At 68.5% G+C, this 24,175-nt stretch carries 23 protein-coding genes; 8 read left to right on the top strand and 15 right to left on the bottom strand.

Annotation, left to right across the window (positions count from 1 at the left end):
* The first annotated feature begins 21 nt into the window (after positions 1 to 21).
* On the top strand, positions 22 to 495 hold the full coding sequence (locus tag VMT40_RS02490) for a hypothetical protein (RefSeq protein ID WP_326356348.1): 474 nt from the start codon (positions 22 to 24) through the stop codon (positions 493 to 495).
* Here the strand turns inward: VMT40_RS02490 and VMT40_RS02485 are convergent, their stop codons facing one another.
* A complete protein-coding gene (locus VMT40_RS02485) occupies positions 496 to 1,950 on the bottom strand; it encodes a flavin-containing monooxygenase (RefSeq protein WP_326356347.1) in 1,455 nt (484 codons plus the stop codon). It lies immediately after the preceding gene.
* Positions 1,951 to 2,046: 96 nt separating this feature from the next.
* On the opposite strand from VMT40_RS02485, the gene VMT40_RS02480 reads away from it, so the two are divergent.
* The gene (locus tag VMT40_RS02480) at positions 2,047 to 3,114 is read left to right on the top strand and encodes an AraC family transcriptional regulator (protein ID WP_326356346.1); all 1,068 of its coding nucleotides are present in this window, start codon (positions 2,047 to 2,049) and stop codon (positions 3,112 to 3,114) included.
* Here VMT40_RS02480 and VMT40_RS02475 read toward each other — a convergent pair.
* The 4 genes from VMT40_RS02475 to VMT40_RS02460 form a co-directional block, all read right to left on the bottom strand.
* On the bottom strand, positions 3,095 to 3,874 hold the full coding sequence (locus VMT40_RS02475; protein ID WP_326356345.1) for a metallophosphoesterase: 780 nt from the start codon (positions 3,872 to 3,874) through the stop codon (positions 3,095 to 3,097). The two genes, VMT40_RS02480 and VMT40_RS02475, sit on opposite strands and share 20 nt — an antisense overlap.
* A gap of 134 nt (positions 3,875 to 4,008) precedes the next feature.
* On the bottom strand, positions 4,009 to 4,791 hold the full coding sequence (locus tag VMT40_RS02470) for an RluA family pseudouridine synthase (protein WP_326356344.1): 783 nt from the start codon (positions 4,789 to 4,791) through the stop codon (positions 4,009 to 4,011).
* Positions 4,792 to 4,835: 44 nt separating this feature from the next.
* Positions 4,836 to 6,194 (bottom strand): WS/DGAT/MGAT family O-acyltransferase, encoded by a 1,359-nt coding sequence (locus VMT40_RS02465; protein ID WP_326356343.1) that lies wholly within the window; start codon positions 6,192 to 6,194, stop codon positions 4,836 to 4,838.
* 202 nt (positions 6,195 to 6,396) lie between these two features.
* Positions 6,397 to 7,122 carry a HalD/BesD family halogenase gene (locus tag VMT40_RS02460; RefSeq protein WP_326356342.1) on the bottom strand — a complete coding sequence of 242 codons (726 nt, stop codon included), beginning with the start codon at positions 7,120 to 7,122 and terminating at the stop codon, positions 6,397 to 6,399.
* Between the two features lie 224 nt (positions 7,123 to 7,346).
* On the opposite strand from VMT40_RS02460, the gene VMT40_RS02455 reads away from it, so the two are divergent.
* Positions 7,347 to 8,201: an LLM class flavin-dependent oxidoreductase gene (locus VMT40_RS02455; RefSeq protein ID WP_326356341.1), complete on the top strand. Its 855-nt coding sequence runs from the start codon at positions 7,347 to 7,349 to the stop codon at positions 8,199 to 8,201.
* A 93-nt stretch (positions 8,202 to 8,294) separates the two neighbouring features.
* Here the strand turns inward: VMT40_RS02455 and VMT40_RS02450 are convergent, their stop codons facing one another.
* Positions 8,295 to 8,696, bottom strand: a complete 402-nt coding sequence (locus VMT40_RS02450; protein WP_326356340.1) for a hypothetical protein — start codon at positions 8,694 to 8,696, stop codon at positions 8,295 to 8,297.
* Between the two features lie 380 nt (positions 8,697 to 9,076).
* Here VMT40_RS02450 and ctaD point away from each other — a divergent pair, with 380 nt between their 5' ends.
* The 3 genes from ctaD to VMT40_RS02435 all read left to right on the top strand — a co-directional run bounded on the left by ctaD (position 9,077) and on the right by VMT40_RS02435 (position 13,743).
* Positions 9,077 to 10,813: an aa3-type cytochrome oxidase subunit I gene (ctaD, locus tag VMT40_RS02445; protein ID WP_326356339.1), complete on the top strand. Its 1,737-nt coding sequence runs from the start codon at positions 9,077 to 9,079 to the stop codon at positions 10,811 to 10,813.
* A 119-nt stretch (positions 10,814 to 10,932) separates the two neighbouring features.
* The gene (locus VMT40_RS02440) at positions 10,933 to 11,835 is read left to right on the top strand and encodes a quinone oxidoreductase family protein (RefSeq protein ID WP_326356338.1); all 903 of its coding nucleotides are present in this window, start codon (positions 10,933 to 10,935) and stop codon (positions 11,833 to 11,835) included.
* Positions 11,836 to 12,198: 363 nt separating this feature from the next.
* Positions 12,199 to 13,743 (top strand): AMP-binding protein, encoded by a 1,545-nt coding sequence (locus VMT40_RS02435; RefSeq protein ID WP_326356337.1) that lies wholly within the window; start codon positions 12,199 to 12,201, stop codon positions 13,741 to 13,743.
* On the opposite strand, the gene VMT40_RS02430 is transcribed toward VMT40_RS02435, so the two are convergent.
* Both VMT40_RS02430 and VMT40_RS02425 read right to left on the bottom strand, forming a co-directional pair.
* Positions 13,698 to 15,959 (bottom strand): M20/M25/M40 family metallo-hydrolase, encoded by a 2,262-nt coding sequence (locus VMT40_RS02430; protein ID WP_326356336.1) that lies wholly within the window; start codon positions 15,957 to 15,959, stop codon positions 13,698 to 13,700. The genes VMT40_RS02435 and VMT40_RS02430 overlap by 46 nt on opposite strands.
* A gap of 43 nt (positions 15,960 to 16,002) precedes the next feature.
* A complete protein-coding gene (locus VMT40_RS02425) occupies positions 16,003 to 16,764 on the bottom strand; it encodes an SDR family oxidoreductase (RefSeq protein ID WP_326356335.1) in 762 nt (253 codons plus the stop codon).
* Positions 16,765 to 16,882: 118 nt separating this feature from the next.
* Between VMT40_RS02425 and VMT40_RS02420 the strand changes: the two genes are divergently transcribed.
* Positions 16,883 to 17,725 carry a helix-turn-helix transcriptional regulator gene (locus VMT40_RS02420; RefSeq protein WP_326356334.1) on the top strand — a complete coding sequence of 281 codons (843 nt, stop codon included), beginning with the start codon at positions 16,883 to 16,885 and terminating at the stop codon, positions 17,723 to 17,725.
* 12 nt (positions 17,726 to 17,737) lie between these two features.
* Here the strand turns inward: VMT40_RS02420 and VMT40_RS02415 are convergent, their stop codons facing one another.
* The 3 genes from VMT40_RS02415 to VMT40_RS02405 form a co-directional block, all read right to left on the bottom strand.
* A complete protein-coding gene (locus VMT40_RS02415; protein WP_326356333.1) occupies positions 17,738 to 18,727 on the bottom strand; it encodes a cation diffusion facilitator family transporter in 990 nt (329 codons plus the stop codon).
* A 63-nt stretch (positions 18,728 to 18,790) separates the two neighbouring features.
* Complete coding sequence (locus VMT40_RS02410; protein ID WP_326356332.1) at positions 18,791 to 18,967, bottom strand: hypothetical protein; 177 nt, start codon at positions 18,965 to 18,967, stop codon at positions 18,791 to 18,793.
* A 55-nt stretch (positions 18,968 to 19,022) separates the two neighbouring features.
* On the bottom strand, positions 19,023 to 20,123 hold the full coding sequence (locus VMT40_RS02405) for an aryl-sulfate sulfotransferase (protein ID WP_326356331.1): 1,101 nt from the start codon (positions 20,121 to 20,123) through the stop codon (positions 19,023 to 19,025).
* 117 nt (positions 20,124 to 20,240) lie between these two features.
* On the opposite strand from VMT40_RS02405, the gene VMT40_RS02400 reads away from it, so the two are divergent.
* Positions 20,241 to 20,831, top strand: a complete 591-nt coding sequence (locus VMT40_RS02400) for a helix-turn-helix domain-containing protein (RefSeq protein ID WP_326356330.1) — start codon at positions 20,241 to 20,243, stop codon at positions 20,829 to 20,831.
* A gap of 139 nt (positions 20,832 to 20,970) precedes the next feature.
* On the opposite strand, the gene VMT40_RS02395 is transcribed toward VMT40_RS02400, so the two are convergent.
* The 4 genes from VMT40_RS02395 to dmpI form a co-directional block, all read right to left on the bottom strand.
* A complete protein-coding gene (locus VMT40_RS02395) occupies positions 20,971 to 21,627 on the bottom strand; it encodes a hypothetical protein (protein WP_326356329.1) in 657 nt (218 codons plus the stop codon).
* Positions 21,628 to 21,768: 141 nt separating this feature from the next.
* A complete protein-coding gene (locus tag VMT40_RS02390; RefSeq protein ID WP_326356328.1) occupies positions 21,769 to 22,572 on the bottom strand; it encodes an alpha/beta fold hydrolase in 804 nt (267 codons plus the stop codon).
* 36 nt (positions 22,573 to 22,608) lie between these two features.
* Positions 22,609 to 23,787: an MFS transporter gene (locus VMT40_RS02385; protein ID WP_326356327.1), complete on the bottom strand. Its 1,179-nt coding sequence runs from the start codon at positions 23,785 to 23,787 to the stop codon at positions 22,609 to 22,611.
* Positions 23,788 to 23,907: 120 nt separating this feature from the next.
* Complete coding sequence (gene dmpI, locus VMT40_RS02380; RefSeq protein ID WP_036545806.1) at positions 23,908 to 24,093, bottom strand: 4-oxalocrotonate tautomerase DmpI; 186 nt, start codon at positions 24,091 to 24,093, stop codon at positions 23,908 to 23,910.
* Positions 24,094 to 24,175: the final 82 nt, after the last annotated feature.

Below are 24,175 nucleotides of genomic sequence, written 5' to 3'. Positions count from 1 at the left end.
TCCATCGCCGACGATGAGGGCATGGGCGAGGACAACGAGTGGTTGGTGGAGCATTCGACGCCGGAGGAGCGGGCCGCCTGGGTGCGGCAGGATCGGTTGACCTACGGCGGCTTGATCGCCATTGGAACCGTTATCCTGCAAGCCTTTCTGACCGCCTCGTCGATGGGTGTCGCGGCCATGATCGCGGTGATCGCCTGGGCGGTGGCGCTCCCGCACCTGGCCGTTCTGGTGCTGATCGAGGATTGGCCGTCGCCCAAGGGATATCCGGTGCTCGGCGTGCTGGCGTCGATGGCGAAATCGCTGGGCCTGGGCGGGGCCTGCGTCGGGGTCGGCGCGGCCTTCTGGCACATCTCGTGGATAGCCGGTGTGGTGATCCTGGTCAGCGGCCTCGGCGCGTTCTCCACACTGTCGAGTTACCAGTCCCGCATCATGCTGCACTTCGATCCCGAAACCGGGGACTTCCGCAAGCCGGAAGCCGGACCGGCCGAGAGCTGATCAGCCGGGGATCGGGGTGAAGGTGTAGTGGGAGAGGTTCAAATTGCGGGTGCGGCGGCGGTAGCTGCGGGTGGTGCCGGGCCAGTTGTTGGTGATGCGGCCGGAGGCGGTGCGGTACCAGCTGGTGCAGAAGTTCCAGGGGGTGCGGGCCAGGCGTTGTTGGAGGGCCTCGTTGTAGGCGCGTTCGGGCTCGGGGCGGACCTCGAGGAAGGTGTGGGGGCGTTCGGCGAGCAGTTGGATGGCGTGGCGGATGTAGTGGGCCTGGGATTCGATCATGTAGATGATGGAACCGACGCCCAGGTTGGTGTTGGGGCCGTACACCATGAAGAAATTGGGGAATTCGGGGACCGTGAGGCCGAGGTAGGCGTGTGCGCCGCCCTCCCATACATCGGACAGGTTGCGTCCGCCGCGGCCGCGAATCTTCATGGGCCACAGGAATTCCGTGCCCTTGAAGCCGGTGCCGTAGATGATGACATCCGCGGGGTGCAGGACACCGTCGGCGGTGCGGATGCCCTCGGGCACGATCTCGGTGATGGCGGTGGTCTCGACGTCGACATTCGGTTCGCACAGGGCGGGATAGAAGTCGTTGGAGAACAATCCGCGCTTGCAGCCGATGGGGTAGTCGGGTGTGAGCTTGGCGCGCAGCACCGGATCGGTGACCTGCTCCTCCAGATGCTTCTCGGCGATGCGCGAGACCATGCGCACGATGCCGGGGAACTCCACCAGCCCCAGCGCGATGAATTCCGCGATGGCCCACCAGGAAAAGCGTTCGGCCACCGGCATTCCCGGAATCTCGATGAGAATCCGCTGATGCACCGGCTTGTAGTCGGTGTCGAACTTGGGCAGCACCCAGGGCGCGGTGCGCTGGAACACCGTCAAATGCGCGGCCCGCGGCTGGATTTCGGGCACGTACTGGATGGCGCTGGCCCCGGTGCCGATGCAGGCTACCCGCTTGCCGTCCAACTCCACCGCGTGATCCCACTGCGCCGAATGGAACGATTCCCCGGCGAAGCGCTCGATCCCGGGTATGGCGGGCATGGCCGGTCGTGACAGCTGCCCGACCGCCGACACCAGAATGTCCGCCGTGCGCGTCACGCCGTCGGCGGTCGACACCGTCCACCGGCCGGTCGATTCGTCGAATTCGGCCTCGGTCACGTCGGCCCCGAACACGATGGAGTCGTACAGGCGGTGTCGTTCGGCGACCCCGCGCATGTACGCCCAGATGTCCTCGCGGGTCGAATACCGCTGCCGCCACTTGGGTTTGGGTTCGTGGGAGAACGAGTACAGCGGGGACGGCACATCGCAGGCGGCCCCCGGATAGGTGTTCTCCCGCCAGACCCCGCCCAGGTCGGCGGCCTTCTCGAGGATGGTGAACTCACCGAAGCCATTGCGCTGCAACTCGATCGCCATGCCGAGTCCGCCGAATCCCGCGCCGATGATGATGACCGACGGCATTGTGGTGCTCCTCACATCGAAGGTCCCTTCTCACTGTAGGAGCGAGGGTCCGATTTAGTGGGCGAGAAGATCGAGAATTTCGGCCATAATCAGGCTATGAGCACTGTGCAGGAGGCGGGGGTACGGGACTGGGATTTCCCGCGCGGCGTGGCGAGTGTGGCGCTCATGGTGGGTTTCGCCCGCGAGCACGGGGTGACGACGGCACGCATGCTGGCGGGCAGCGGGCTCACCGAGAAGCAACTGGCGGACCCGGACGCGCAGATCGACGCGCACACCGAACTCGCGGTCATTCGGAATCTGGTGCGCGAGTTGGGTGCGCGCCCGAACCTGGGTCTCGAGGTGGGGCGGCGGTACCGCATCTCCACCTTCGGCATCTTCGGATTCGCCTGCGTCAGCAGCCCCACCCTCGGCGAGGCCATCTCCTTCGCGCTGCGCTACCTGGAACTCAGCTTCACCTTCTGCATTCCGGCGGCCCGCTGGCAGCCGGGCGAATTCGTGGCCCGCATCCACGATGAGCGGGTGCCCGCGGATGTGCGGCGCTTCCTGGTGGAACGGGATGTGACGGCCATGCACCAGGTGCTCTCGGATCTGCTCGGCCACCGCGTCGAACTGCTGCGCGCCGACTTCGACTTCCCGGCCCCGCCGAGCCTGGACCTCTACACCGAGATCTATGGCCTGCAACCGCATTTCGACCAGCCGCACACCACCTTCGCGCTGGACCCGGCCATCCTGGAACAGCCGCTGCCGCAGGCCAATGAGCACACCTGGGCCATGTGCCTGGCGCAGTGCCGGGACCTGGTGTCGCGCCGACGGTCCCGCACCGGCATCGCGGCCGAGGTGCGCGGCCGACTGGTTCCACGCGGCGGGGTGGACGGTTTCGCGGTGCCGCCCGGAATCGACGCCGTGGCAAGGGATCTCAATATGAGTACCCGCACGCTGCGCCGTCACCTGGACGCCGCGGGCACCAGCTACCGGCAGCTGCTCGACGAGGTGCGGCGCGCGCTGGCGGAGGAAATGCTCACGGCCACACCGCTGTCGGTCAGCGATGTGGCCATTCGGCTGGGTTACGCGGAGGCGTCCACGTTCATTCACGCCTTCAAGCGCTGGACCGGCACCACCCCGTCGGTCTACCGGCGCGGCGCGTTCACTCCGCAGGTTCGCTGAGCCAGCCGCCCATGGCGACGGGCCGGAACATCGACAGCAGCCCGGCCTCGGTGATCGAGTGGAACACCAGCGACGGGTCGGGCGCGAAGTCGATGGGCACGTGTCCCGGTGCGGCCGTTTCCCATTCGCAGCCGATGGTGGAGGAGACGCTGGGAGCAACGATCAGCGGCTTGCCTGCGAAGCTCGTCATGAGCCCGGCGTGCACGTGGCCGGTGAGGACGGCGGCAATGCGCGCGTCGCCCGCCACGATCTCGGCCAGGCGTTCGGGATTGGTGAGGCGAATCGGATCCACCACGGTGGACTGCACGGCCACCGGCGGATGGTGCATGGCCACCAGGACCACATCGTCGGCGGCGGTCTGCGCGAGCGCGTCCTCGAGGAACGCGTAGGTCACCTCGTCGAGGTGGCCCTCGGGCTTGCCGGGAATGCTGGAGTCCAACAGGACCACGGTCACGCCGTCACCGCGATGTACGGCATTGATGGGTTCGTAATTCGGATCCTGACCGAAGAGCACCTGGCGCATATTGCCGCGGTCGTCGTGATTGCCGGGGAGCACCAGGACCGGCACCTCGGAGGCGAGGGCCAGGCGCGCCTGCTGATATTCCTCGACCTCACCCTCGTCGGCGATATCGCCGGTGACGATGATGAGGTCCGGTCGCTGCGGCAGCTCGGCGAGATAGGCCATGACCCGTTCCACGCGTTCGACATTGCGTGCGCCCATATTGAAATGGGTGTCACTGAGCTGAGCCAGCAGAACCATCGGCGTTCGCTTTCTATGAAGGGCCGCGACATTGCGCCCGGCGGTGCCGCCACACCGCGGTCACCCCCATGAGGCTAATTGACCTGCCCGGATGTGCATCGGTGAGACCCGCCACCCAATATAGCGAACCAATATCAATGCCCGGCCGGTGTGGTCCGCGCCATGAGTTCGCTTGCGCTGCTCAACAGTTGCCGCGGGTCGTCGGTGAGCGCCGCCGAGACCGGTTGCCAGAAATCGGCTCCCGGCTCGGCCTCGAGTTCCAGCAGAGCGGACGGTCGCCAGGATGCCGCCAGGCTCAGCCGCCACGAATGCAGATGGGTGCGCGCGTGCGCGCCGGACCTGTCGAAGAGCGGATCGCCGACGATGGGGTGACCGATCCAGGCCAGGTGCACGCGAATTTGATGCCGCCGCCCGGTGATCGGGCGCAGCGCCAGCACGGTGTGCGCCTGCGTGCGGGCGACGGTGGCGAATTCGGTGACCGACGGATAGTTCTTGCCCGCGAGCACATCCTGCTCGTCGACCAGCCAGGTATCGCCCGCGCGGCGAATGCTCTCGCGGGGCGCGGCGATGCGGACCCGGTTCTTGCGGCCGACGCTCAGGGGCAGATCGATGACGCCATGATCGGGCAGACCCGTGGATTCGGTGACGGCCAAGTAGGCCTTCTTCGCCGTGCGCTTGTTGAACTGCCGGGTGAGCTCACCGTGCGCGGGCAACTGCTTGGCGAGCAGCACCAGACCCGAGGTGACCTTGTCGATGCGGTGCACCGGGTACAGCGTCTCGCCCTGTGCGGCGGCCATTTCCACGATGTCGGTGTCGTGGCGCTCGCCGGTCACCGAGATTCCGGCGGGCTTGTTCAGGGCCAAGACCGCCGCATCCTCGAGAATCAGGCTCTGTTCCCGCAGTTCGGACCATTCCACCGGCCTAGCCTAATGAGCCCTCGGGCGGTACCCGATGCGCCCTCTCAGGCGGTGGCCCTTTCCAGCTCGGCCAGACCGTTCTCCAAATGGTCGATCATCCGATCCAGATCCGGCACGGTCCGTCGGCAGCCGACCAGTCCGAAATCGAGATTGTCGCCATTGGTGGCCAGCGTGATGTTCATGGCCTGCGATTCGAAGGGAATCGACAGTGGGTAGTTGGCGTCCAGCCGCGCGCCCTGCATATAGACCGGTTTCCGCGGTCCGGGCACATTCGAGATCACCAGATTGAACGGCATGCGCGGCAACGCCTCGAATCCGGGCAGCAGCGAGACCCCGAGCGGTGTCATCAGCGCGGCCGACAAGGCCATGGCCTCCAGCTTCGGCAATTGCGTGAACACCTGCTTGGCCTCGCGCATCGAGGTGCTGATGACGCGGAGCCGCTCGGCCGGATCGTCGATGTGCGTGCCCAGATTCGCCAGGCAGGCCGCGACCATATTGCCCTCGGCGGTATCGGATTCGGCGGCGCTGCGAATATTCACCGGCACCATGGCGATCAGCGGCTCGTCCGGCAGCGCGTCCCGCTCGAGCAGGTAGGTGCGCAGCGCGGCGGCGCTCATGGCCAGCACCACGTCATTGACCGTGGCCCCGGTGGTCAGCCGCACGGCATTGATCCGCTCCAGCGGCCAGGACCGCACCGCGATGCGCCGGGCCCCGCCGATCGAGGTGTTGAACAGGGTGCGCGGCGCGGTCATCGGCAGGGTGAGGCGTCCGTCGAGCACACCCCGCAACGGCGCGGCGATCGATCCGGTGGCCCGCAGCATGCGGGGCACCGCCCGGCGCAGGTGCGCCCAAGGGCTTTCGGGTTCGACGGTGTCGTCGCGGACCGGTGGCGGCGTGCCCCACGGGACGGTCAGTCGGGTGTCGAACGGGTCGTCGGTGAGGGTGCGCTGCAACAGCCGCATGGCCGAGACGCCGTCGATGAGGGCGTGATGCATTTTCATGTAGACCGCGAAGCGGCCGTCGGCCAGGCCCTCGATGAGTCGGGCCTCCCACAGCGGGCGGTGCCGGTCCAGCAGGATGCCGTGCAGGCGCTCGGTGAGATCGAGCAGATCGTCCAGCCCGCCCGGTGCGGGGAGGGCCGATCTGCGCAGGTGGTAGCCCATATCCACGGTGTCGGCATGCGACCACGCGAGGCTGGAGAAGCCGCCCAGCAGGCGGCGGGGCTGGCGGCGGAACCGGGGGCGCACCTCGGACGCGGCGGTCATGGCCGCGAAGAGTTCCCGGGTGTACTCGGGTCCGGCGTCCTCGGGCGGTTCGAACAGTTGCAGGCCACCCACGTGCATGGGGTGTTCGCGGGATTCGATGGCCAGGAAGATCGCGTCGAGAGGATTGAGAAGGTCCATGGGGGTCGCCTAAAGCGGGAGGGCAGAACAGCCCGGAGCGGACACGGTGCGGCGACACTGCCCCCCGCTGTGTTAACGATGAATCAAGTTACCACTCTATATGATTCGCGTTACCCCTATCGGGTGAGCGCAAACGTCCAGCAGTGTCGACCGACCGGTCCCGGCCCGCGCCGACCGCTTGCTCCGGTGCCGAGTTCCCGTATTACCGGGGCGCGAGTTCGGCCTCCCGCCGCGCCTGTTCGCGCTCGGCGTCGGTGCGCGAGGCGAAGGCCAGTGCCACGGTGGTGCGGCGGCCGTTCACGAAGGGGTGCACCCGATGCAGGGTGGTGTCCGCGCGCATCAGGTACAGGTCCCCGGGATGCAGCTCCCACGAGTGAATCGGGTTGCGCGTCAAGGTCCGATACACGTCGGCGTGGTCCCAGTCGCGGCGGGTGTGCGCCACCGTCTGCACGAAGCCGCCGTCCGACAGCGGCGGGCATTCCACCAGCAGGGTGAGGGCGAAAGCGAAGTCGTCCCAATGCCATTGGCCCACCGCGTCGTCGTGATGCAGGCGGCTGACGGTGTAGCGGGTGGCGTCCGGGCAGGGCAGCACGGGCTCGGCCGTGATCACGGAAAGGCTGTGCCGCAAGGGTTCACAGTCGTAGAGCCCGGGAATGCAGGACGCGTGCGCCGCCACCTCCTGCTGGGTCAGGTCGATGCGCTGGCGGGCGGTGCCCTCGCCCTCGGGCAGCAGTTCGCCCCACTGCCGGTGGTGGTCGAGCAGGGCCAGCGCCTCGGCGGCCATCATGCGTTTGACCCGGTGCGGGAGCAGAAAGCCCAGGCGCGCTATTCCGGTCTCCGCCAAGCGGTTCCGGGCGTGCTGCAGGGCCGAGGGCTCGACCTTTCGCAGGTGTTTGCGTGCCATATCGATCGTGCTGTGAACCTGCACCCCGCACGTCCTTTCATCGGCCGCCTCGCGCGCGGCCCGACTGCCGAAAAGACCGGGCCGCGCCCCCGTCGGCCCGATCTCGATTGTAATTCGTTGGCGGGCAACGACTATGGATTCGGATTGCCGGTTGATCACGATCTGAAACGGAGATGGTCAACGGGACTCGCCGAGCCGACGCGGGATGGCCCGGACCGGTCGGCCGCGGCGGTAGCTTGATAGTCGCTATGGCGGATTACGGGCATGAGCTCAGGTTCGGAATCTTCGTTCCGCCCGAGGCGGCACGCGGGCGCGCGCTGCTGCGCCTGGTCCACCACGCCGACGAGGCCGGGCTGGAAGTGCTGGCGGTACAAGACCATCCGTATCAACCGGCCTTCCTGGACACCTGGACGCTGCTGTCCTATCTGGCCGCCGTCACCCGGAATCTGACCCTCATGCCCGCGGTCGCGAATCTGCCGCTGCGCCCGCCCGCCGTGCTGGCCCGCGCCGCCGCCAGCCTGGACCTGCTCAGCGGGGGTCGCGTCGAGCTCGGGCTGGGCGCGGGCGCGTTCTGGGACGCCATCGAGGCGATGGGCGGCACCCGCCGCGACCCGGGGCAGGCGCTGGCCGCCCTGCGCGAGGCCATCGCCGTGATTCGCGCCCTCTGGGGTGAGGGGGAACGCTCGCAGCTGGCGGGTGAGTTCTACCCCCTGCGCGGCGCGAAACCCGGTCCGCCCCCGGCACATTCGATCGGCATCTGGCTCGGTGTCTACGGTCCGCGCGCCCTCCGCATGACCGGGGAGCTCGCCGATGGCTGGCTCGGTGGCTACAGCTACGCCCCGCCCGACCGCCTCCCCGACCTGATGGCCACCATCGACACCGGCGCGCGCGAAGCGGGCCGGGTACCCGCCTTGATCCGCCGCGCCTACGTCATCGACCCCACCATGACCCCCACCCAGCTCACCGAAGCGGCCCTGTCCCACGGCATCAGCGAATTCCTGCTCCCCGTCGACCCGGACGGTGAAGAACCCGTCCACCACTTCGCCACCGAAACCGTTCCCGCCGTCCGCGCCGCCGTAGCCGCCGCCCGCGCTGGACACTGACCGGGGGTTCGGGGGAAGCGCCCCCAGAATCTCGAGGGGGTTCGGGGGCGAAGCCCGGCCGCGGGGAGGCGGAGGCCCGAGTTACGAGAGTTGTTATCGAGCCCCGAAGAAGCGGTTGTGCATGATCTGGCGGATGGGGGAGAGGATGCCGTCGAAGGTGACGCGATCGGAGCGGACGGTGTGCATGCTGGTGTCGCCGCGCTTGGGGTCCTCGCAGATCACCCGCAGTTTCTTGGCGCTGCCGTGCCCGGCGCCGAGGGTCAGCGCGACCGTCCCGTCGGAGCCGACGGTGCCCCACGGCCCGCTCACGTCGGCGGCCGCGATCTGGCATCGGTTGCCCGGCTTCTCGCCGGTGACGCGCGCGGTCACCTCGGAGCGGCCGTGAATGACGGCCCGGGGTTCGTCGGTGGCGGTGGCGGCGCCCGCGGCGAGCAGGGTGCCGAGGGTGCCGACCACGGCGACGGTGGCAATGCGGGCGCGGAGCGAACGAGACATGGTGGTGATAATGAAGCCTGACCTATGAGGTTTTCGTGACGTCGGCCGGTGAACTGCCGTTGAAAAACGCACCAAAACTGGTTCCAGCCGGTCGGTTTCGCTGGATGTCGAACTGACCCCCACGGCCAGGACCCTACTCGATTCGCGCCCCGATGCCAGGATTGCGCGCCGCGTGCGTCGAACCGCGCGCCGCCCGCCCGGCGTCGATCGGGACGGCCGCCGACATCCCGGCGATAGCCCTGCAGTATCTTGCAGTTCGATCCCGATTCGCCCCACCCGGAGTGTTTTCGGCGAAGATCTATTTGCTGTAGGTACGCTGTGCGCCGTTCTATGTGCCCCGATTGGTAGAGCTGGACGGAACCCCTCCCGAGGAGGATGTGGTGACAGCAGTTGCTCCAAAGCCCGAAGAGAATCTGGACTGGGCGCGCCCGTTTCCCGCGCGACGTGGTCTGAAGGGCTCGTTCATCTACAAGGCGATCACCACGACCGACCCCAAGATGCTCGGGATGATGTACCTGACCACCGCCATCACCTTCTTCCTGATCGGCGGGATCATGGCGCTGCTCATGCGCGCCGAGCTGGCCCGCCCGGGCATGCAGTTCCTCTCGACCGAGCAGTTCAACCAGCTGTTCACCATGCACGGCACGATCATGCTGCTGTTCTACGCGACCGCCATCGTCTTCGGCTTCGCGAATGTGGTGCTGCCGCTGCAGATCGGCGCGCCCGACGTCGCCTTCCCGCGCTTGAACGCGCTGAGCTACTGGCTGTACCTGTTCGGCGCGAGCATGGCCACCGCCGGATTCCTCACCCCGGGCGGCGCGGCCGACTTCGGCTGGACCGCGTACACCCCGCTCTCGGACATCGTCCACTCCCCGGGCGTCGGCGGTGACCTGTGGATTCTGGGTCTGGCGGTCTCCGGTCTGGGCACCATCCTCGGCGGCGTCAATATGATCACCACGGTGGTCTGCCTGCGCTGCCCGGGCATGACGCTGTTCCGCATGCCGGTGTTCACCTGGACCATCTTCGTGACGAGTTTCCTTATCCTGGTGGCCTTCCCGATCCTGACCGCCGCGCTGTTCGGCCTGGCCTACGACCGCCACCTCGGCGGGCACATCTACGACGCCGCGAACGGCGGCGCGATCCTGTACCAGCACCTGTTCTGGTACTTCGGCCACCCCGAGGTGTACATCATCGCGCTGCCGTTCTTCGGCATCGTGTCCGAGGTCTTCCCGGTCTTCAGCCGCAAGCCGATCTTCGGCTACACCACCCTGGTCTACGCGACCTTCGCCATCGCGGCGCTGTCCATCGCGGTGTGGGCGCACCACATGTACGCGACCGGTGCCGTTCTGCTGCCGTACTTCTCGTTCATGACCTTCCTCATCGCGGTCCCGACCGGTGTGAAGTTCTTCAACTGGATCGGCACCATGTGGCGCGGTCAGCTCACCTTCGAGACGCCCATGTTGTTCGCGTGCGGGTTCATCGTGACGTTCCTCTTCGGCGGGCTCACCGGCGTGCTGCTGGCCTCGCCGCCGCTGGACTTCCACGTCTCGGACTCGTATTTCGTGGTGGCGCACTTCCACTACGTGCTCTTCGGCACCATCGCCTTCGCCACCTATTCGGGCATCTACTTCTGGTTCCCGAAGATGACCGGCCGCATGCTCGACGAGCGCTTGGGCAAGTGGCACTTCTGGACCACCTTCGTCGGCTTCCACACCACGTTCCTGGTGCAGCACTGGCTGGGTAACCAGGGCATGCCGCGCCGCTACGCCGACTACCTGCCCAGTGACGGATTCACCACGCTGAACACCATTTCCACGATCGGGTCGTTCATCCTCGGCGCGTCGGTGCTGCCCTTCGTGTGGAACGTCTTCAAGTCCTACCGCTACGGCGAACCGGTCACCGTGGACGATCCCTGGGGCTACGGCAACTCCCTGGAGTGGGCGACCTCCTGCCCGCCGCCGCGGCACAACTTCTACGAGCTGCCGCGCGTCCGTTCGGAGCGTCCGGCGTTCGAGTTGCACTACCCGCACATGGTCGAGCGCATGCGCGCCGAGGCCCACGTCGGTTGGGGCTCGAAGCATCACGCGGTCGTCGAGCACGAAAAGGTCGACAGCTAGCCCACCCCCGCACGCCAGCGCGGCGGTCGTCTCCGGACGGCCGCCGCGCTTTGTTTGACACGCGGACCTAGTTGGCATAAATTTAGGTCCGTCATAAGAAATGATGAAAGGCAGTACCGATGCGCAAGATTCAGTTCTCCGGCCGCCGCGCCGACGTGGTCACCGCCGCGGAGCTCACGCCCGGCCCGGGGCAGCTGCTGGTGCGCACCGAATTGGCGGGCGTGAGCGTCGGGCTGCTGCGGATGCTGGAGCGCGGCGCGGGCGGGCCCGATGGTGGCGAGATCGTCGGCACGGTCGTGGCGGCCGGGCCCGAGCTGGCCGAGTGGGTCGGAAAGCGGGTCGGGGGAGTGGTTTTCGAGGGGGCGTACGCCGAATACGCCCTCGCCGCACCGCCATTGATGACCGAGATCCCCGACGGGGTCGAGGCCGCCGACGCGCTGGCGGTGATTCGCGGCGGTGTCATCGCGCTCGGGCTGCTGAAGACGGCGCGCTTCGCCGCGGGGGAGTCGGTGCTGGTCACCGGCGCGGCCAGCGGGGTCGGTCACCTCGCCGTGCAGCTGGCGAAGGCGCTCGGCGCGGCCCGGGTCATCGCGGCGGTCAGCTCCGCCGACAAGGCCGAGTTCCTGCGCGACTGCGGTGCGGACGAGGTGATCACCTACGCGCAGGACTGGACCGAGAAGGTCGATGTCGTCCTCGACGGCGTCGGGGCGGACATGGTGCAGCGCGGCGTGGAAACCCTTGCCCCGCACGGCCGTCTGGTCGCCTTCAGCGCCTACGGCGGCAGTGTCGATGTCAATACCCTGCTCGGCGAGCTGAAGACCGTCACCGGTTTCTCCATGGGTCTGCTCAGCCGCACCCGTCCCGACCTGCTCGACGCGTGGCGCGCCGAACTGTGGACGCTATTGGCGGAGGGGCGAATTCGTCCCCGCCACACCGTGCTCGCGCTGTCGGACATGGAGGCCGCGGTCGAACTCGTCGAAACCCGCCGCAACCTGGGGCGGGTCATGGTGTGCACGGCCTGAGAAACGCGCGGCGTCCCAGAAGTTAGGACAAGTAACCGATACCGCTCGGGGAATGGCTTGGCTACCGTAGGTTTTCGGGGTCGGATCCCTCTCCGACCCCGATCCCGGAACACCTGCCCCGGGAACCGTCCGGCCACTGCCCGGTCCGGCGGACAGAATCGGCCCGATGTGAACCCGCATCGGGCCGATCTCGTGGGTGTCGCGCGGTTTGATCGCATGTCCACATAACGCCTGATGATCGACTGCTCGCGGCACGCCGGAATAGCGCCGGACTTGCTGCTCCGGTGCTGTACTGTCCGCAGTCGGAGCGCGAAACCGCCGCGCTCCGGCGCAATCCGCAGGTCTCGACCCTCGGGAGGGACAATGCTCGCCGATTCTCCGGATGTTTGCGAAAGCACACCGGCATTCGACGGCCGCACCGCCGAGTCCGCCCGCACCGGCGACTCCACGTTCGATTGGCAGCGACAGCTACGCCAATGGAACGACACCAGCACGGCCGTCGCGCTGACGCTACCCCAGCTGCTCAGCCGCGCCGCGTCCTACGATCCGGAGGCCCCGGCCGTGGTCTGCGGGTACCTCACCCTCACCTACCGTGAGCTGTCCGAGCATGCGAACAGCTTGGCGCGCAGACTGATCGGCGCGGGCATCGGCCCGGAGGACGTGGTGGCCGTCGCGTTGCCGCGCTCCCCGGCCTGGGTGGTGGCAGTGTGCGCGGTCGCGCACGCCGGGGCCGCCTTCCTGTCCGTCGACCCGGATACGCCGCCCGCCCGCATCGCGCCGATCCTCGCGGATTCCGGTGCGGTCGCCGGGATTACGACCGACTACCGACGCGACCAACTGCCGGTATTGGGCGGTTTGGGCTGGATGGCCGTGGATCCGGTCGTACCCCTGGATCGATACGGGGTCGACGGCGGCGACGATCCGGCGGTGCTGGACGCGCGAGCCCGCGAACTGGTGGCCGAGGGCGCGCACGCGCCGCTCGCCCGGACCAGCGGTGAGAGCGCGCCGGGTACGGGCGGGGTGTTCTCGCTCCCGCTGGCGACGCCGGTCACCGATGCCGAGCGGGTGCGGCCGCTGCGGCTGCAGCATCCGGCGTACGTCGTCTACCCGCAGGCGTCGAGCGGGATCGTGCGCGGCGCGACCATCACCCACGCCGGACTCGCCAATCTGGTGGTCACCCAGGCTCAACGCTGCGATACCGATCCGGACGCCCGGGTGCTGGCCGCGGCCGCGCCGGGCCGCGACACCGCGGTGTGGGAACTCTTGCTGGCCTTGGCTTCCGGGGCGGCCCTGGTGCTGGCCCCGGCCGGACCCTACGCGGGCGCGGATCTCTACGAGCTCATGGCCGACGCCGCGGTCACCCATGCCGTGCTGACCCCGCACATTCTCGCCACCCTGCCCGGTGCCGAGCCGCTGCCGCAGTTGCGACTGCTCGCCACCACGGGCGCGCCCTGCCCGCCCAAGCTGACCGGAATCTGGTCGGCCGGACGGTCGTTCGTGACCGGGTACGGCTGGGCCGAGGCGGGCATGTGCGCCACCATGAGCCGACCCCTGGGCGCGGCGGCGCAGCATGCCGCGGTGTCCATCGGCGGCCCGGTGGTCGGTGGGCGCTGCTATGTGCTGGACGAGAAGATGAATCCGCTGCCGCCCGGGGTGGTCGGTGAGATCTATGTGGCCGGAGCGGGATTGGCGCGCGGCTACCATCACCGGTCCGGACTCACCGGCGGCCGATTCGTCGCCGATCCCTACGGCCGCCCCGGCGAGCGAATGTTCCGCACCGGCGAACTGGGCTGCTGGCGCGGCGACGGTGAGCTGGACCATCACGGCCGACTCGGATCGGTGCCGATCGGTCAGCTCGTCGGTTACGGCAGTGCGAGCGTGCTGAATACGGCCGCGTCGCTGTCCTGACGGTAGTAGCGGTCGTTCGGCAGTGTCGGAAGGGCGTCGAGGTGCGAGTCCGGTAGCCAGGAGTAGTCGGCCAGCCGCAGCGTGAGCGGACCGGCCGGGGCCACCAGCTCCACCTCGATGCCCTCGGCCGGGAGCGCGTAGAAGTGGAAACCCGTGGCGGGCACCGGCGTGATCGCACGTCCCGCGACCCGCAGCGCGCCGAGATCGGTGTCCCAGCGCAGATCGATGCGGGGCGCGCCGCGCGGTGAGGTCAGCCGCAGGCGCAGGGTGCGCCGACCGGAATCGGTGATGTCGGAGAGTATTTCGGCGTGCGGGGCGGCGAGCTGCTGCACCGGAGCCGGTCCGCTCGACACCACGTGGTCGGACAGGCCGGTGTACTTGGGATCCGGTTCGGTGGTGGTGACGAAGGCGCGGGTCCAGTCGTCGGGTGCGAGCGCCGAAATCCAGTGCGCTTCCCCCTTGTCCGCGTCGAGCGCGTAGTCCAACTGGGTTCGGCGCGGATGCTGATCGTCATAGGTGTCGACGGCCAGCCCGGCGGCGGTCAACGCGCAGACGATCAACACCGCGGTGAGTGGGATCGACCAGGCGCGGCGCGGCGGCCAGGAGTGAGCCGGTGCGAGCAGCAGCAGTCCGCCCAGCAGCATGGTGACCGGCGCGGCCAGATACGGCGCGGTGGCGAGCCCGGATTGCAAGCCGGACCAGGCGGCCAGACCGAGGAAAACGGCTGCGGGCAGCAGGAATACGGTGATCAGCGGCAGTCGCCAACGCTCCGGCACCACGAACGCGAGCGCCACGCCCACGGCCGCGGCGCAGGTCGGCACGACGAGCAGCGATGCGGCGGCGGGAGCGGCGGCGGCGAACACCGCGCCGATCACCGCGACGCCGGTGAGGAGTCCGACCGGTGCCGCGGTGGGTCCGAAAACCCTGCGCGCGAACACATACCAGGCCAGCAGCAGCGCGATGGACACGAACAGCACGGCGGCTTGGAAGAATCCGGGACGGTAGGGGTCGACCGGTCCGGTGGCGTAGTCCGGTCGAATCGCCTGCATCAGCGTCCACCACCCGGCCGTGGCGATCATGGCGATCGGCACCGCCAATATCGATGTGAGGGCCGCGAGCGCGAGGCGCGGCAGGCTCGCCTCGCCGGTGCACCGCACCTGTCGGATCATCCACGCCACCGCGAGGACCGGCACCACCGCCAGCGCGATGATCACCCAGACCGGCACCACGACCAGCAGACCGAACGGGAGCGGGAAGAACGCCGGATTCGAATCGTCCGAGGTGTCACGCAGATCGGCGTTGCCGAATTCGTGGATCTGAGCCAGGGTGTTCTGGCCGAGTTGTTGCAGCGTGGGCAGATGCACGTGGGCCGGATCGTCGAGCCGGTTGTGGTAGTACGCGCTCGAACCGGTGTACGCCCAGTCCAATACCCGCAGCCCGCCCGGCCGGAAGGCCGTGAAATCGGAGTTGCTCGAGGTGGCGTCGCCCGCCATGGCGGTGCTGAGCGAATCGGTGTTCGGATTCGGAACCGCCCGCGCCACCGCCGCGATCAGCCCGCCCTCCGGCCGGGTGAGCCGCCACAGCAGGGACGGTCCGCTGGTGCCGCGTGCCTCGTGATTGATGACCACGCCGTGGTTCCGGTCGTAATCACCGGACGCCACAAAGGCTTCCGCGCCGAGCAGCCCGGGTTCCTCACCGTCGGTGAGCAGGACGACCAGGTCGTTGCGCAATGGGTTGGTACCGCTCGCGCGCAGTGCCCGAACCGATTCCAGGACTGCCGCCACACCCGCCCCGTCATCGTTCGCGCCCGGGGCGGACGGCACCGAATCGTAGTGGGCGACAAGGTAAACGGTGCCGGTGGAGTCCGTGCCCGGGAAGCGGCCGACAATATTGTGGACCAGGCCGATATTGGGATTGTCGTCGAGCAGCCCGACGGGAAATCGCCCGACGCCCGTGCGAATCTCGGTCTGCGCACCGAGGTTTCGCAGCTGGTCCGCGAGCTGGTCCCGGACCCTGTCGTGTTCGGCGGTCCCGACCGGGTGCGGCTGCCGGGCGATGGCGTCGATCGTGGTGAATGCCCTTGCCGCACTGAACACATCCGCCGGTGCGTCCGAGTCCCGGTACCCGTGCGGCTGTTGTGCCCACGCGGTGGCCACCACCACCGCGATCAGCAGCGCGAATGCCAACAGTCCCGGTAGCCCTCGTCCCACCCGCATGATCCCACCCTACGCAGGCGGTGATCACGCCCCCGAGAACCGATTACGCCTGCTGGGTGGGCAGCACGATGACCTGGCGCAGGTTCACATGGGCCGGGCGGCTGGTGGTGTAGGCGATGAGATCGGCGATATCGTCGGCGCGCAGCGACTCCATGACCTGGAACATGCCGTCCAATTGCCCGCTCAGTTCGGCATTGTCGATGTGATTGCCCAGTTCGGTGTCGGTCAGACCGGGTTCGATATTGGTGACCCGCACCTTGCGCGCGCCCAGTTCGCTCCGCAACCCGTTGGACAGCTGGGTGATCGCGGCCTGCGTCGCCCCGTACACCGCGTAGCTGGGGAAGGGCACGTGCGCGCCGATGGAGGAGATGTTCACCAGATCGGCGGCGCGGCCCGCCTCGCCCGCCGCCAGCAGGTCGGGCAGGAAGGCGCGGATCATGCGCAGCCGCCCCGCGACATTGGTCTCCAGCATGCGGGTCCACTCGTCCTCGCGGCCGTCGGCAATGGGGTTGGGCAGCATGACGCCCGCCGAGTTCACCACCAGATCGACGGGCCCGAACGCGGCGTGCACGGCCTCGGCCGCGGCGGTGACGCTCGCCGAATCGGTGACGTCCACCGCCACCGCCAGCGCGGTGCCGCCCTCGGCCTCGATCTTGGCGGCCAGGGTCTCCAGCCGATCGGCGCGCCGCGCCAGCAGCGCCACCTTGGCCCCATTGCGGGCCAGCAGCAGCGCGGTGGCCTCGCCCATGCCGCTGGCGGCTCCGGCGATGACGGCGGTCCGACCGGTCAGGTTCTCGTAGCTCATTTCTTGTTCCTTCGCTCTCGCTGGTGTGCACTCATCTTGCGAGCGCGCAAGCGGGTCAACGAGGGTGAAGGTGTTCCTGGGTCTGCCAGTACCAGGATCGATTCGTAGGCTGGAAACCATGCCGAACGACCTGGGCGATTTCCTGCGCTCCCGCCGCTCCCGCATCCAGCCCGCCGAGGCCGGTCTGCGCGAATACGGCCGCCGCCGCGTCCCCGGGTTGCGCCGCGAGGAGGTGGCGCAACTGGCGGGTGTCAGCGTCGACTACTACATCCGCCTGGAACAGGGTCGCGGCAAACACGTTTCGGACGCGGTGCTCGACGCCGTCGCCCGCGCCCTGCGCCTGACCGATTCGGAGCGCCTGCACCTCTACGCCCTGGCCCGCCCCACCGGAACGGTCGACGCCCGCCCGACCACGGCCTCGGGGGTCTACACCGACACCATTCGGCCGGGTGCCCGTCTGATTCTCGACGCCCTCACCGCTCCGGCCTTCATCCTGGGTCGCCGCATGGATGTACTGGCCTGGAATGCCATGGGCGACTTGGTCTCCGGCTTCTCCCGGGTACCCGCCGCGGAACGCAACCAGGCCCGCTATCTCTTCCTCGAGCCCGCGGCCCCGACCTTCTACCCCGACTGGGAAACCGTCGCGGGTGAAACCGTCGCCTACCTCCGCCGCGACGCGGGCCTGCACCCCGACGACCCGAAAATCGCGGCCCTGGTCGCAGAACTCTCCGCCCGCAGCCCCGACTTCCGCCGCCACTGGGCGGCCCACCCGGTCAAGGAGAAAACCTTCGGGGCCAAGCTGATTCAGCATCCCGAAGTGGGCCGCCTGGAACTCGGCTACGAAACCCTGGTTCTCCCAGGTGATCCCGACCAACTGCTGGTGCTCTACACCGCCGCGCCGGATTCCCCGGCCGCGGCGGCGCTGGCCCGCCTCGCCGAACGGCACGCGCTCGCCGTCTGAGCGCGCCCGAACTCAGTTCGTGGCAATGGTTTTGCGGTGCACCGGGCCGTGGGGTTCGGCGCAGTGCGGCTCGTGGTCGTGGTCGTCGGGCGGGCATTCCTCGTGATCGGTGAAGTCGACCTGGAGGACGGCGTGATCGATGTGGTGCCGCTCGGCCAGCATGTGGGCCACGGCGGCGCGCACGGATTGGCTGTCGGCCCCCGGGGCGACCAGGATGTGCGCCGACAGTGACGGGACGCCGGAGGTGATCTCCCAGATGTGCAGGTCGTGGACCTCGACCACCGAGTCCACGTGGGCCATCTCCCGGCCGATCTCGATCGGGTCGAGGTAGGCGGGCGCGGCCTCGAGGAAGATGCGGCCCGAGGCGCGCACCAGTCCGATGCCCGCCTTGACCATGAGGACCACCACGATCAGCGTCGCGATGCCGTCCGCGCGGGCGAAGCCGGTGAGCATGATGATCAGACCGGCCACGGCCGTCGCGATGAAGGCGAACAGGTCGTTGAGGATGTGCTGGTACGCGCCCTCGACATTGAGGCTGGTCCGGTTGGCGCGCGAGATCATCCAGCTGGCCAGCACGTTCACCGCGATGCCGAGGAGGGCGGTGGCCAGCACCAGCCCACCGGTCACCTCGGGCGGATCGATGAGGCGGCGAATCGCCTCGTAGGTGAGCCAGGCCGCCAGGCCCAGCAGGGTCAGGCCATTGGCCTGGGCGGAGAGGATCTCGGCGCGCTTCCAGCCGTAGGTCATGCGGCCCTCGGCGGGCTTGGCGGCCAGCCGAATCGCCCACAGCGCCAGCACGATCGAGGCCGCGTCGGTGAGCATGTGCGCGGCATCGGAGAGCAGGGCCAGCGATCCGGCGATGAGACCGACCACGACCTCACCGAGCAGGAACGCCACGATGACCGCGAGCGCGCCCGCCAGCCAGCGCTTGTCGCTGTCCGCGGTCGCGCCGTGCGAATGCCCGGCGTGATCGTGTCCGTGTGCATGCTCGTGTCCGCCCATGACCCTCCTTCGGTAGTGCCCGGACCACCATATGCATGAATCGCTATGTATGCAATATTTGCGTCATGAGAGATCGCGAAACGTCATGATGAACCCGACGAACGCGATGACGAACAAACCGATGAATCCGATCGCCCGCAGCCACAACCAGGGCCAGTCCCGGACCCAGAGCCCGGAGAGCATGACCCCGATCAGCATCAACACCCCATAGAACGGCGTCCGCTGCGGATGGCGACCCATGCCTCCTGCATACGCCTGTTCACCCGATCGGTCATGCGCGCCGCGCCGGGACCCACTACAGCCAGGGGATCTCCGCGGGGGCGTAGCGGTAGGCGCGGAAGATCGCGTTCGAGACGCCCGGGAACGTCTCGGCGGTCCCGGCGTCGGGGTATTCGGTGAACGACGGGACCACGTACTCCCAGCAGATCCGCCGATCCGGCGTCACCTCGAAGATGCGCCCGAACGCCGCCTCGGTGATGAGGGTGTTGCCATTCGCCAGCCGCTGCGCGCCGCCCATGTACGGGGTGAAGAACGCCTCGCGCGGGGAATCCTGGTAGGTCCACGCGAGTTCGCCTGTCGCCAGGTCGATTTCGAGGACTCGGCTGTAGGTCACCGACTCGCCGGTGCGGAAGGTGCCATTGTCGAAGAGCAGCACGCGGCCGTCGCCGACCGGGGTGACGTGATGCTGCTGCGCCACGGTCGAACGGTCGGTGAGGGTGGTGGCGCGGCCGGTGCGGCGGTCGATCAGGATCACCGCCGACACGCTGCGCAGGCTGGCCACCACGGTGTGTTCGTCGAGCGGGTGCACGCTGTTGATGAGCGGCCAGTGCTCGCGCCAATAATGCGGCTGCAGTACGTGATCGGCGGGATCGAGGTGGGCCGCGGCCTGCCACTCCCACAGCAGGGTGCCGTCCGCGTCGACCTCGCGAATGACATCGGCCCACACCGTGCCGTCCGCCTCGGTGCCGGGCACGCCGCCGCGAATGCGCGCCGCGGCCGCGCCCGTCAGCGGTTCGACCGCGGTGTAGAGGATGCGGCCGTCGTCGTAGTGGTGGGCGTCGTGGTGTTGCAGGTCGTCGCGGTGTTCGGCGAGCAGGGTGCCGTCGGGCGCGTACTTGCCCATGGAACCGCCGCTGTACTTGCGCCACATGGGGAACAGCACGCCCGCGGCCAGGGTGGATCCGTTGTAGGCGAGGGTGCCGCCGGGCAGCAGCCGGGCGTGACGGCCGGGACGGTAGGGCAACTGCCAGCGGTGCACGCGCTCGCCCGCGAGATCGACCAGGTCGACGACGCCGTTCCCGGCCAGCGGTGCGTACAGGGTGTAGCCCGGGAAGGCCAGGTCGGGATCGCTGTCGATGAGTCCGATGCCCCGGCGCTTGAGGGTGTTCTGCTCCACGGTTCCTCCAAATATTCAGACTTACTGAATATTCAGTAGATTGTTCTCGGGGTGAAGATTTCCGATCGGCTCGAGGCAAACCGAAAGGGCGGCTCGAGGCGGACCGAAGGGCATGGAGTGGATATCGAACACGGACGCTGGCGGCGGCTCGGCCGGGTCGTGCATGCCCGGCGCCTGGCCGCCGGGCTGACGCTGGCGCGGCTGGCCGAGTCGACCGGGTTGTCGCAGTCGTTCCTGAGCCAATTCGAGAACGGGCGCAGCAGTTCCAGCCTGCGGTCGTTGCAGCGCATCGCGGATGCCTTGGGCGTCAACGCGACCGAGTTGCTGTCCGAGGCCGACGACGCGCCGAGCTCGCCCGTGGTGCGCGCCGACGAGGACACCCGGCTGCCGCAGGCCGAGGCGGCCGACGGATCGGTCCGCTCGCTCGTGCACGGCGACCGTGATCTGCGGGCCTTGGAATTCACCGGCGGCTCGGCACACGGCGACCGCGAATTCGCCCACGCCAATGACGAATTGATCTATGTGGTGCGGGGCGCGATCACGGTGGTGGCCGGGGGTGAGGAGCACGTGCTCGGGACGGGGGACACCTTCTACTGCACGGCCGGTGTGCGGCATCGGTGGTGGGCGCACACCGACGACACCACGACACTGCTGCTGTCGGTCGCCGACGCGCTGACGATTCGCCGCCGCCCCCATCACCCGCGCTGACCACGCCGCCGGATCTCGCCGAAAAGCCTAGAATCGCAAGGGTGGACGCAATCCTGACAACCATCGGTGTGGTCGTAGTGGTCGGTGTCGCGGGGGCGGCCTACGCGGCCTTCCTGGTGCTACGCGGACGCAAATAGGGTCAGTTCGCGACCACCGGCCAGGGGTAGAAGGCCAGGTGAATCAGTAGGACGACCAGTCCGGCGAGCAGGATGGCGGCCACCGGGTGGGCGCGCCGCTCCAGATAGCCGATCGTGCGAAACAGGGTGGGGAACGGGACATCTCGGCTGAAGAACATGGCCAGGATGCTGGGGACGATCACCCACATGAGGGCGATCAGACCGTAGAGGACGTACGCGCCCAGATAGGAATTCGGGTGCATGCCGCGGTCGGCCGCCGCGAACAGCACGCCGAAGATGTAGGTACCGATGGCGGCCACCAGGTAGCCCGCGCCCAGCAGGGTGACCGGTGAATCTCCCTTGGTGACACGACCGTTCGCGGTGAGCGTGCGACCGGCCACCGACTGCACGACCGGCGCGGGCGGGGTGGTCAGCTGGGGGACCGCGTAGTAGGCCAGCAGCACGATCACCGCGACCACGATCAGCCGCACCCAGTCGTGCTGGGTCTCGAGGTGCCCGATGGTATTGGAGATGGTCGGCCAGCTCGCCAGTCGGAAGACCGACGCGAGTTCGGACACCGCGATTGCCAGCCCCGCGAGGCCCCACATGCAGTAGCCCCAGAATTCCACCGAACGTCCCGCCGGTGCCGGTACGGCAGCGCTGCCGACTTGCTCGCTCATGCTGTCGTTGTACCTCTGAAATCGGCCTCTACCTGCGAACATGCTGGTTCGATACCAGGTTGGAACGGCTCCGACACCTCGCGGAACCGGATGGTCGGTCCGGGCCGGGAGGTGTCGGTCGCGAGGGATTCGCCGGAGCGCTCAGGCGTCGGTGTGGCGGTCGAAGAACTCGGTGATGGCCTTGGCGAAGGCCGGGCCGTCCTCGAGCGGCAGGGCGTGACCGGCGTCGAACTCGAGGTATTCGGCGGCGGGAATGGCATGGGCGACCTCACGTTGCTCGGCGATCGGGACGATCTGATCCTGGGCGCTGGCGAGCACCAGTGTGGCAGAGGTGATGCGCGGGAGCAGGTCTCGAATATCGGCGTCGCGGTCGGCGGCCACCTGCACGGCGTGGCTCGGCGCGAGGAGACCGGCGAAGGCGGCGACGGTGTCCTCGAAATCGGCCGCGCTCCACGACGCCACGGTCTCCGGCTTCAGCACCGTCAGGGGCAGCAGTCGGGCGAGTGCGGCGGGATCGGTGCGCAGCAGGTGCTGCCACAGCTCGAACTGGGCGGCGGCGCGGATCCCGGTGGCCGCCCAGGGGGCATGCAGGACAAGCGAATTCACGCGCTCGGGGTGCCGGGCGGCCAGCGCGGCCGCCGCGACCGCGCCCAGCGAGTGCCCGGCGAGGTGGAAGCTCGTCAGTCCCGCGTGGTCGGCGGCGGCCAGGACCTGGGCGGCCAGATCGTCGACGGTCACCGTGTCCGGGGCCGCGGTGGCACCGGATCCGGCGTAGTTGGGGGCGACGACCGTGTAGCGCTCGCCCAGTTCCGCCATGAGCTCGGCCCAGTTGGCCTCGGCATTGGCGAAGGTGCCGTGCACCAGGACCACGCCCGGACCGCTGCCGGTGACGAGGTATTCGACGGTGCTGGGGCCGTTGGTGAGGGTGACGGGTGCGAAAGGCATGGGATTCAACCGTTCTCGTAAAGGTGTGGTCGGGGGTCAGGCCGTGATGAGGGCCGGTTCGGCCGGGATGGTTCGGGGGCGCTCGGCGGCCAGGCTACGAAGGGCGACTGTCAAACCGGTGGCGGTCACCAGCGCACCCGCGAGATTCAGCGTGGGGTAACCGAATCCGGCATTGAGCAGTGCGCCACCCAGCAGCGGTCCGACCGTATTGGCCAGGTTGAACGCCGCCACATTGGTCGCCGAGGCGAGGGTGGGCGCGGCCTGCGCCTTGGCCATGACGCGCATCTGCAGCGGGGCGAGGGTGCCGAAAGCGGCAGCACCGAAGAGGAATACGGTCACGCAGGTGGCGGCCTTGTCGTGGATGGCGAGGGTGAGCACGGCCAACACCAGCGCCAGCAGTCCCAGCGCCACGGGTACGGCCGCGCGCGGGTAGCGGTCGGTGAATCGGCCGCTCGCCAGATTGCCGACCACGGTGCCCAGGCCGAACAGCATGGTGATCCAGATGACCGAGCCGCTGGCGAAACCGGTGACCCGCGTGGCCATTTCGGCGATGAAGGTGTAGGAGGTCATGACGCCGCCGAAGCCCAGCACGGTGATCAGCAGAACCAGCAGCACCTGCGGCTGGCGCAGGGTGGTGAACTCGGTGCGCAGGTCGCCCTGCGCGGCGCGTTCGGCGCGCGGCACCAGCGTGGCCACTCCGGCCAGGCCGACGGCGGCGCAGACGGCCACGATCCAGAAGGTGGCCCGCCAGCCGAGTTGCTGCCCGATCAGGGTGCCGAACGGCACGCCCAGCACGGTGGCCAGCGTCGCGCCGCTGATCACGAGGGACAGTGCCCGCCCGCGCTTGTCGGCGGGTACCAGTTCACCGGCGGCCACGATGCCCACGCCCATGAACGCGCCGTGGGCCAGGGCCGCGAGGATGCGGCCCAGCATGAGCACGCCGTACCCCGGGGCCAGCGCCGAGACCACGCTGCCGAACAGGAACAAGGTCATGAGTCCGGTCAGCAGACGGCGGCGTTCGACCGTGCCGGTGAGGGCGGTGAGCAGCGGCGCGCCGATGACCACGCCGAGGGCGTAGCCGGAGACCAGCAGGCCCGCGGCCGGAATCGAGGCGTGCAGGTCGGTCGCGATATTGGGCAGGAGCCCCGCGACCACGAATTCGGTGAGTCCAATGGCGAAGGCGCACAGGGCCAGCGCGAAGACGGCTATGGGCATGGAAAGTCCTTGGGGGAGTGAACGTGTGGAATGCGCCGGGGCGGGACGGCGCGCCGCGGGCGACTCGGTGGCGGGTCGGGGACCCGGGTCGAGCGGCCGCGGCGGACCGACGGGCTCCGGCTACTTGCCGTCGGCGGTCAGGCGGCCCGCGGTGCCCCAGCTGTCGGCGGGGGTCTCGTGGATCCAGACCTGCACGGCCTCGGCCGGGATCTGGTAGGCGTCGACGAAGGCGTCGGTAATGCGGCGAACCAGGTCGCGCTTCAGCTCGACGGTGCGGGGACCCTGCTGCACGGTGACGATGGGCATGACTGTTCTCCTTCACGAAAAAGGTTGGTGTGCAGGCCATCTCGGAGTTCTTCCTCCGAGTTCCGATCCGTTCGGCGGCCTG

It is taken from the genome of Nocardia sp. CDC160 (assembly GCF_035818795.1).
Taxonomy (GTDB): Bacteria; Actinomycetota; Actinomycetes; order Mycobacteriales; family Mycobacteriaceae; genus Nocardia.
The sequence above is the reverse complement of the archived record's forward strand: the minus strand, read 5'-3'. Positions and strand labels throughout refer to the sequence as shown.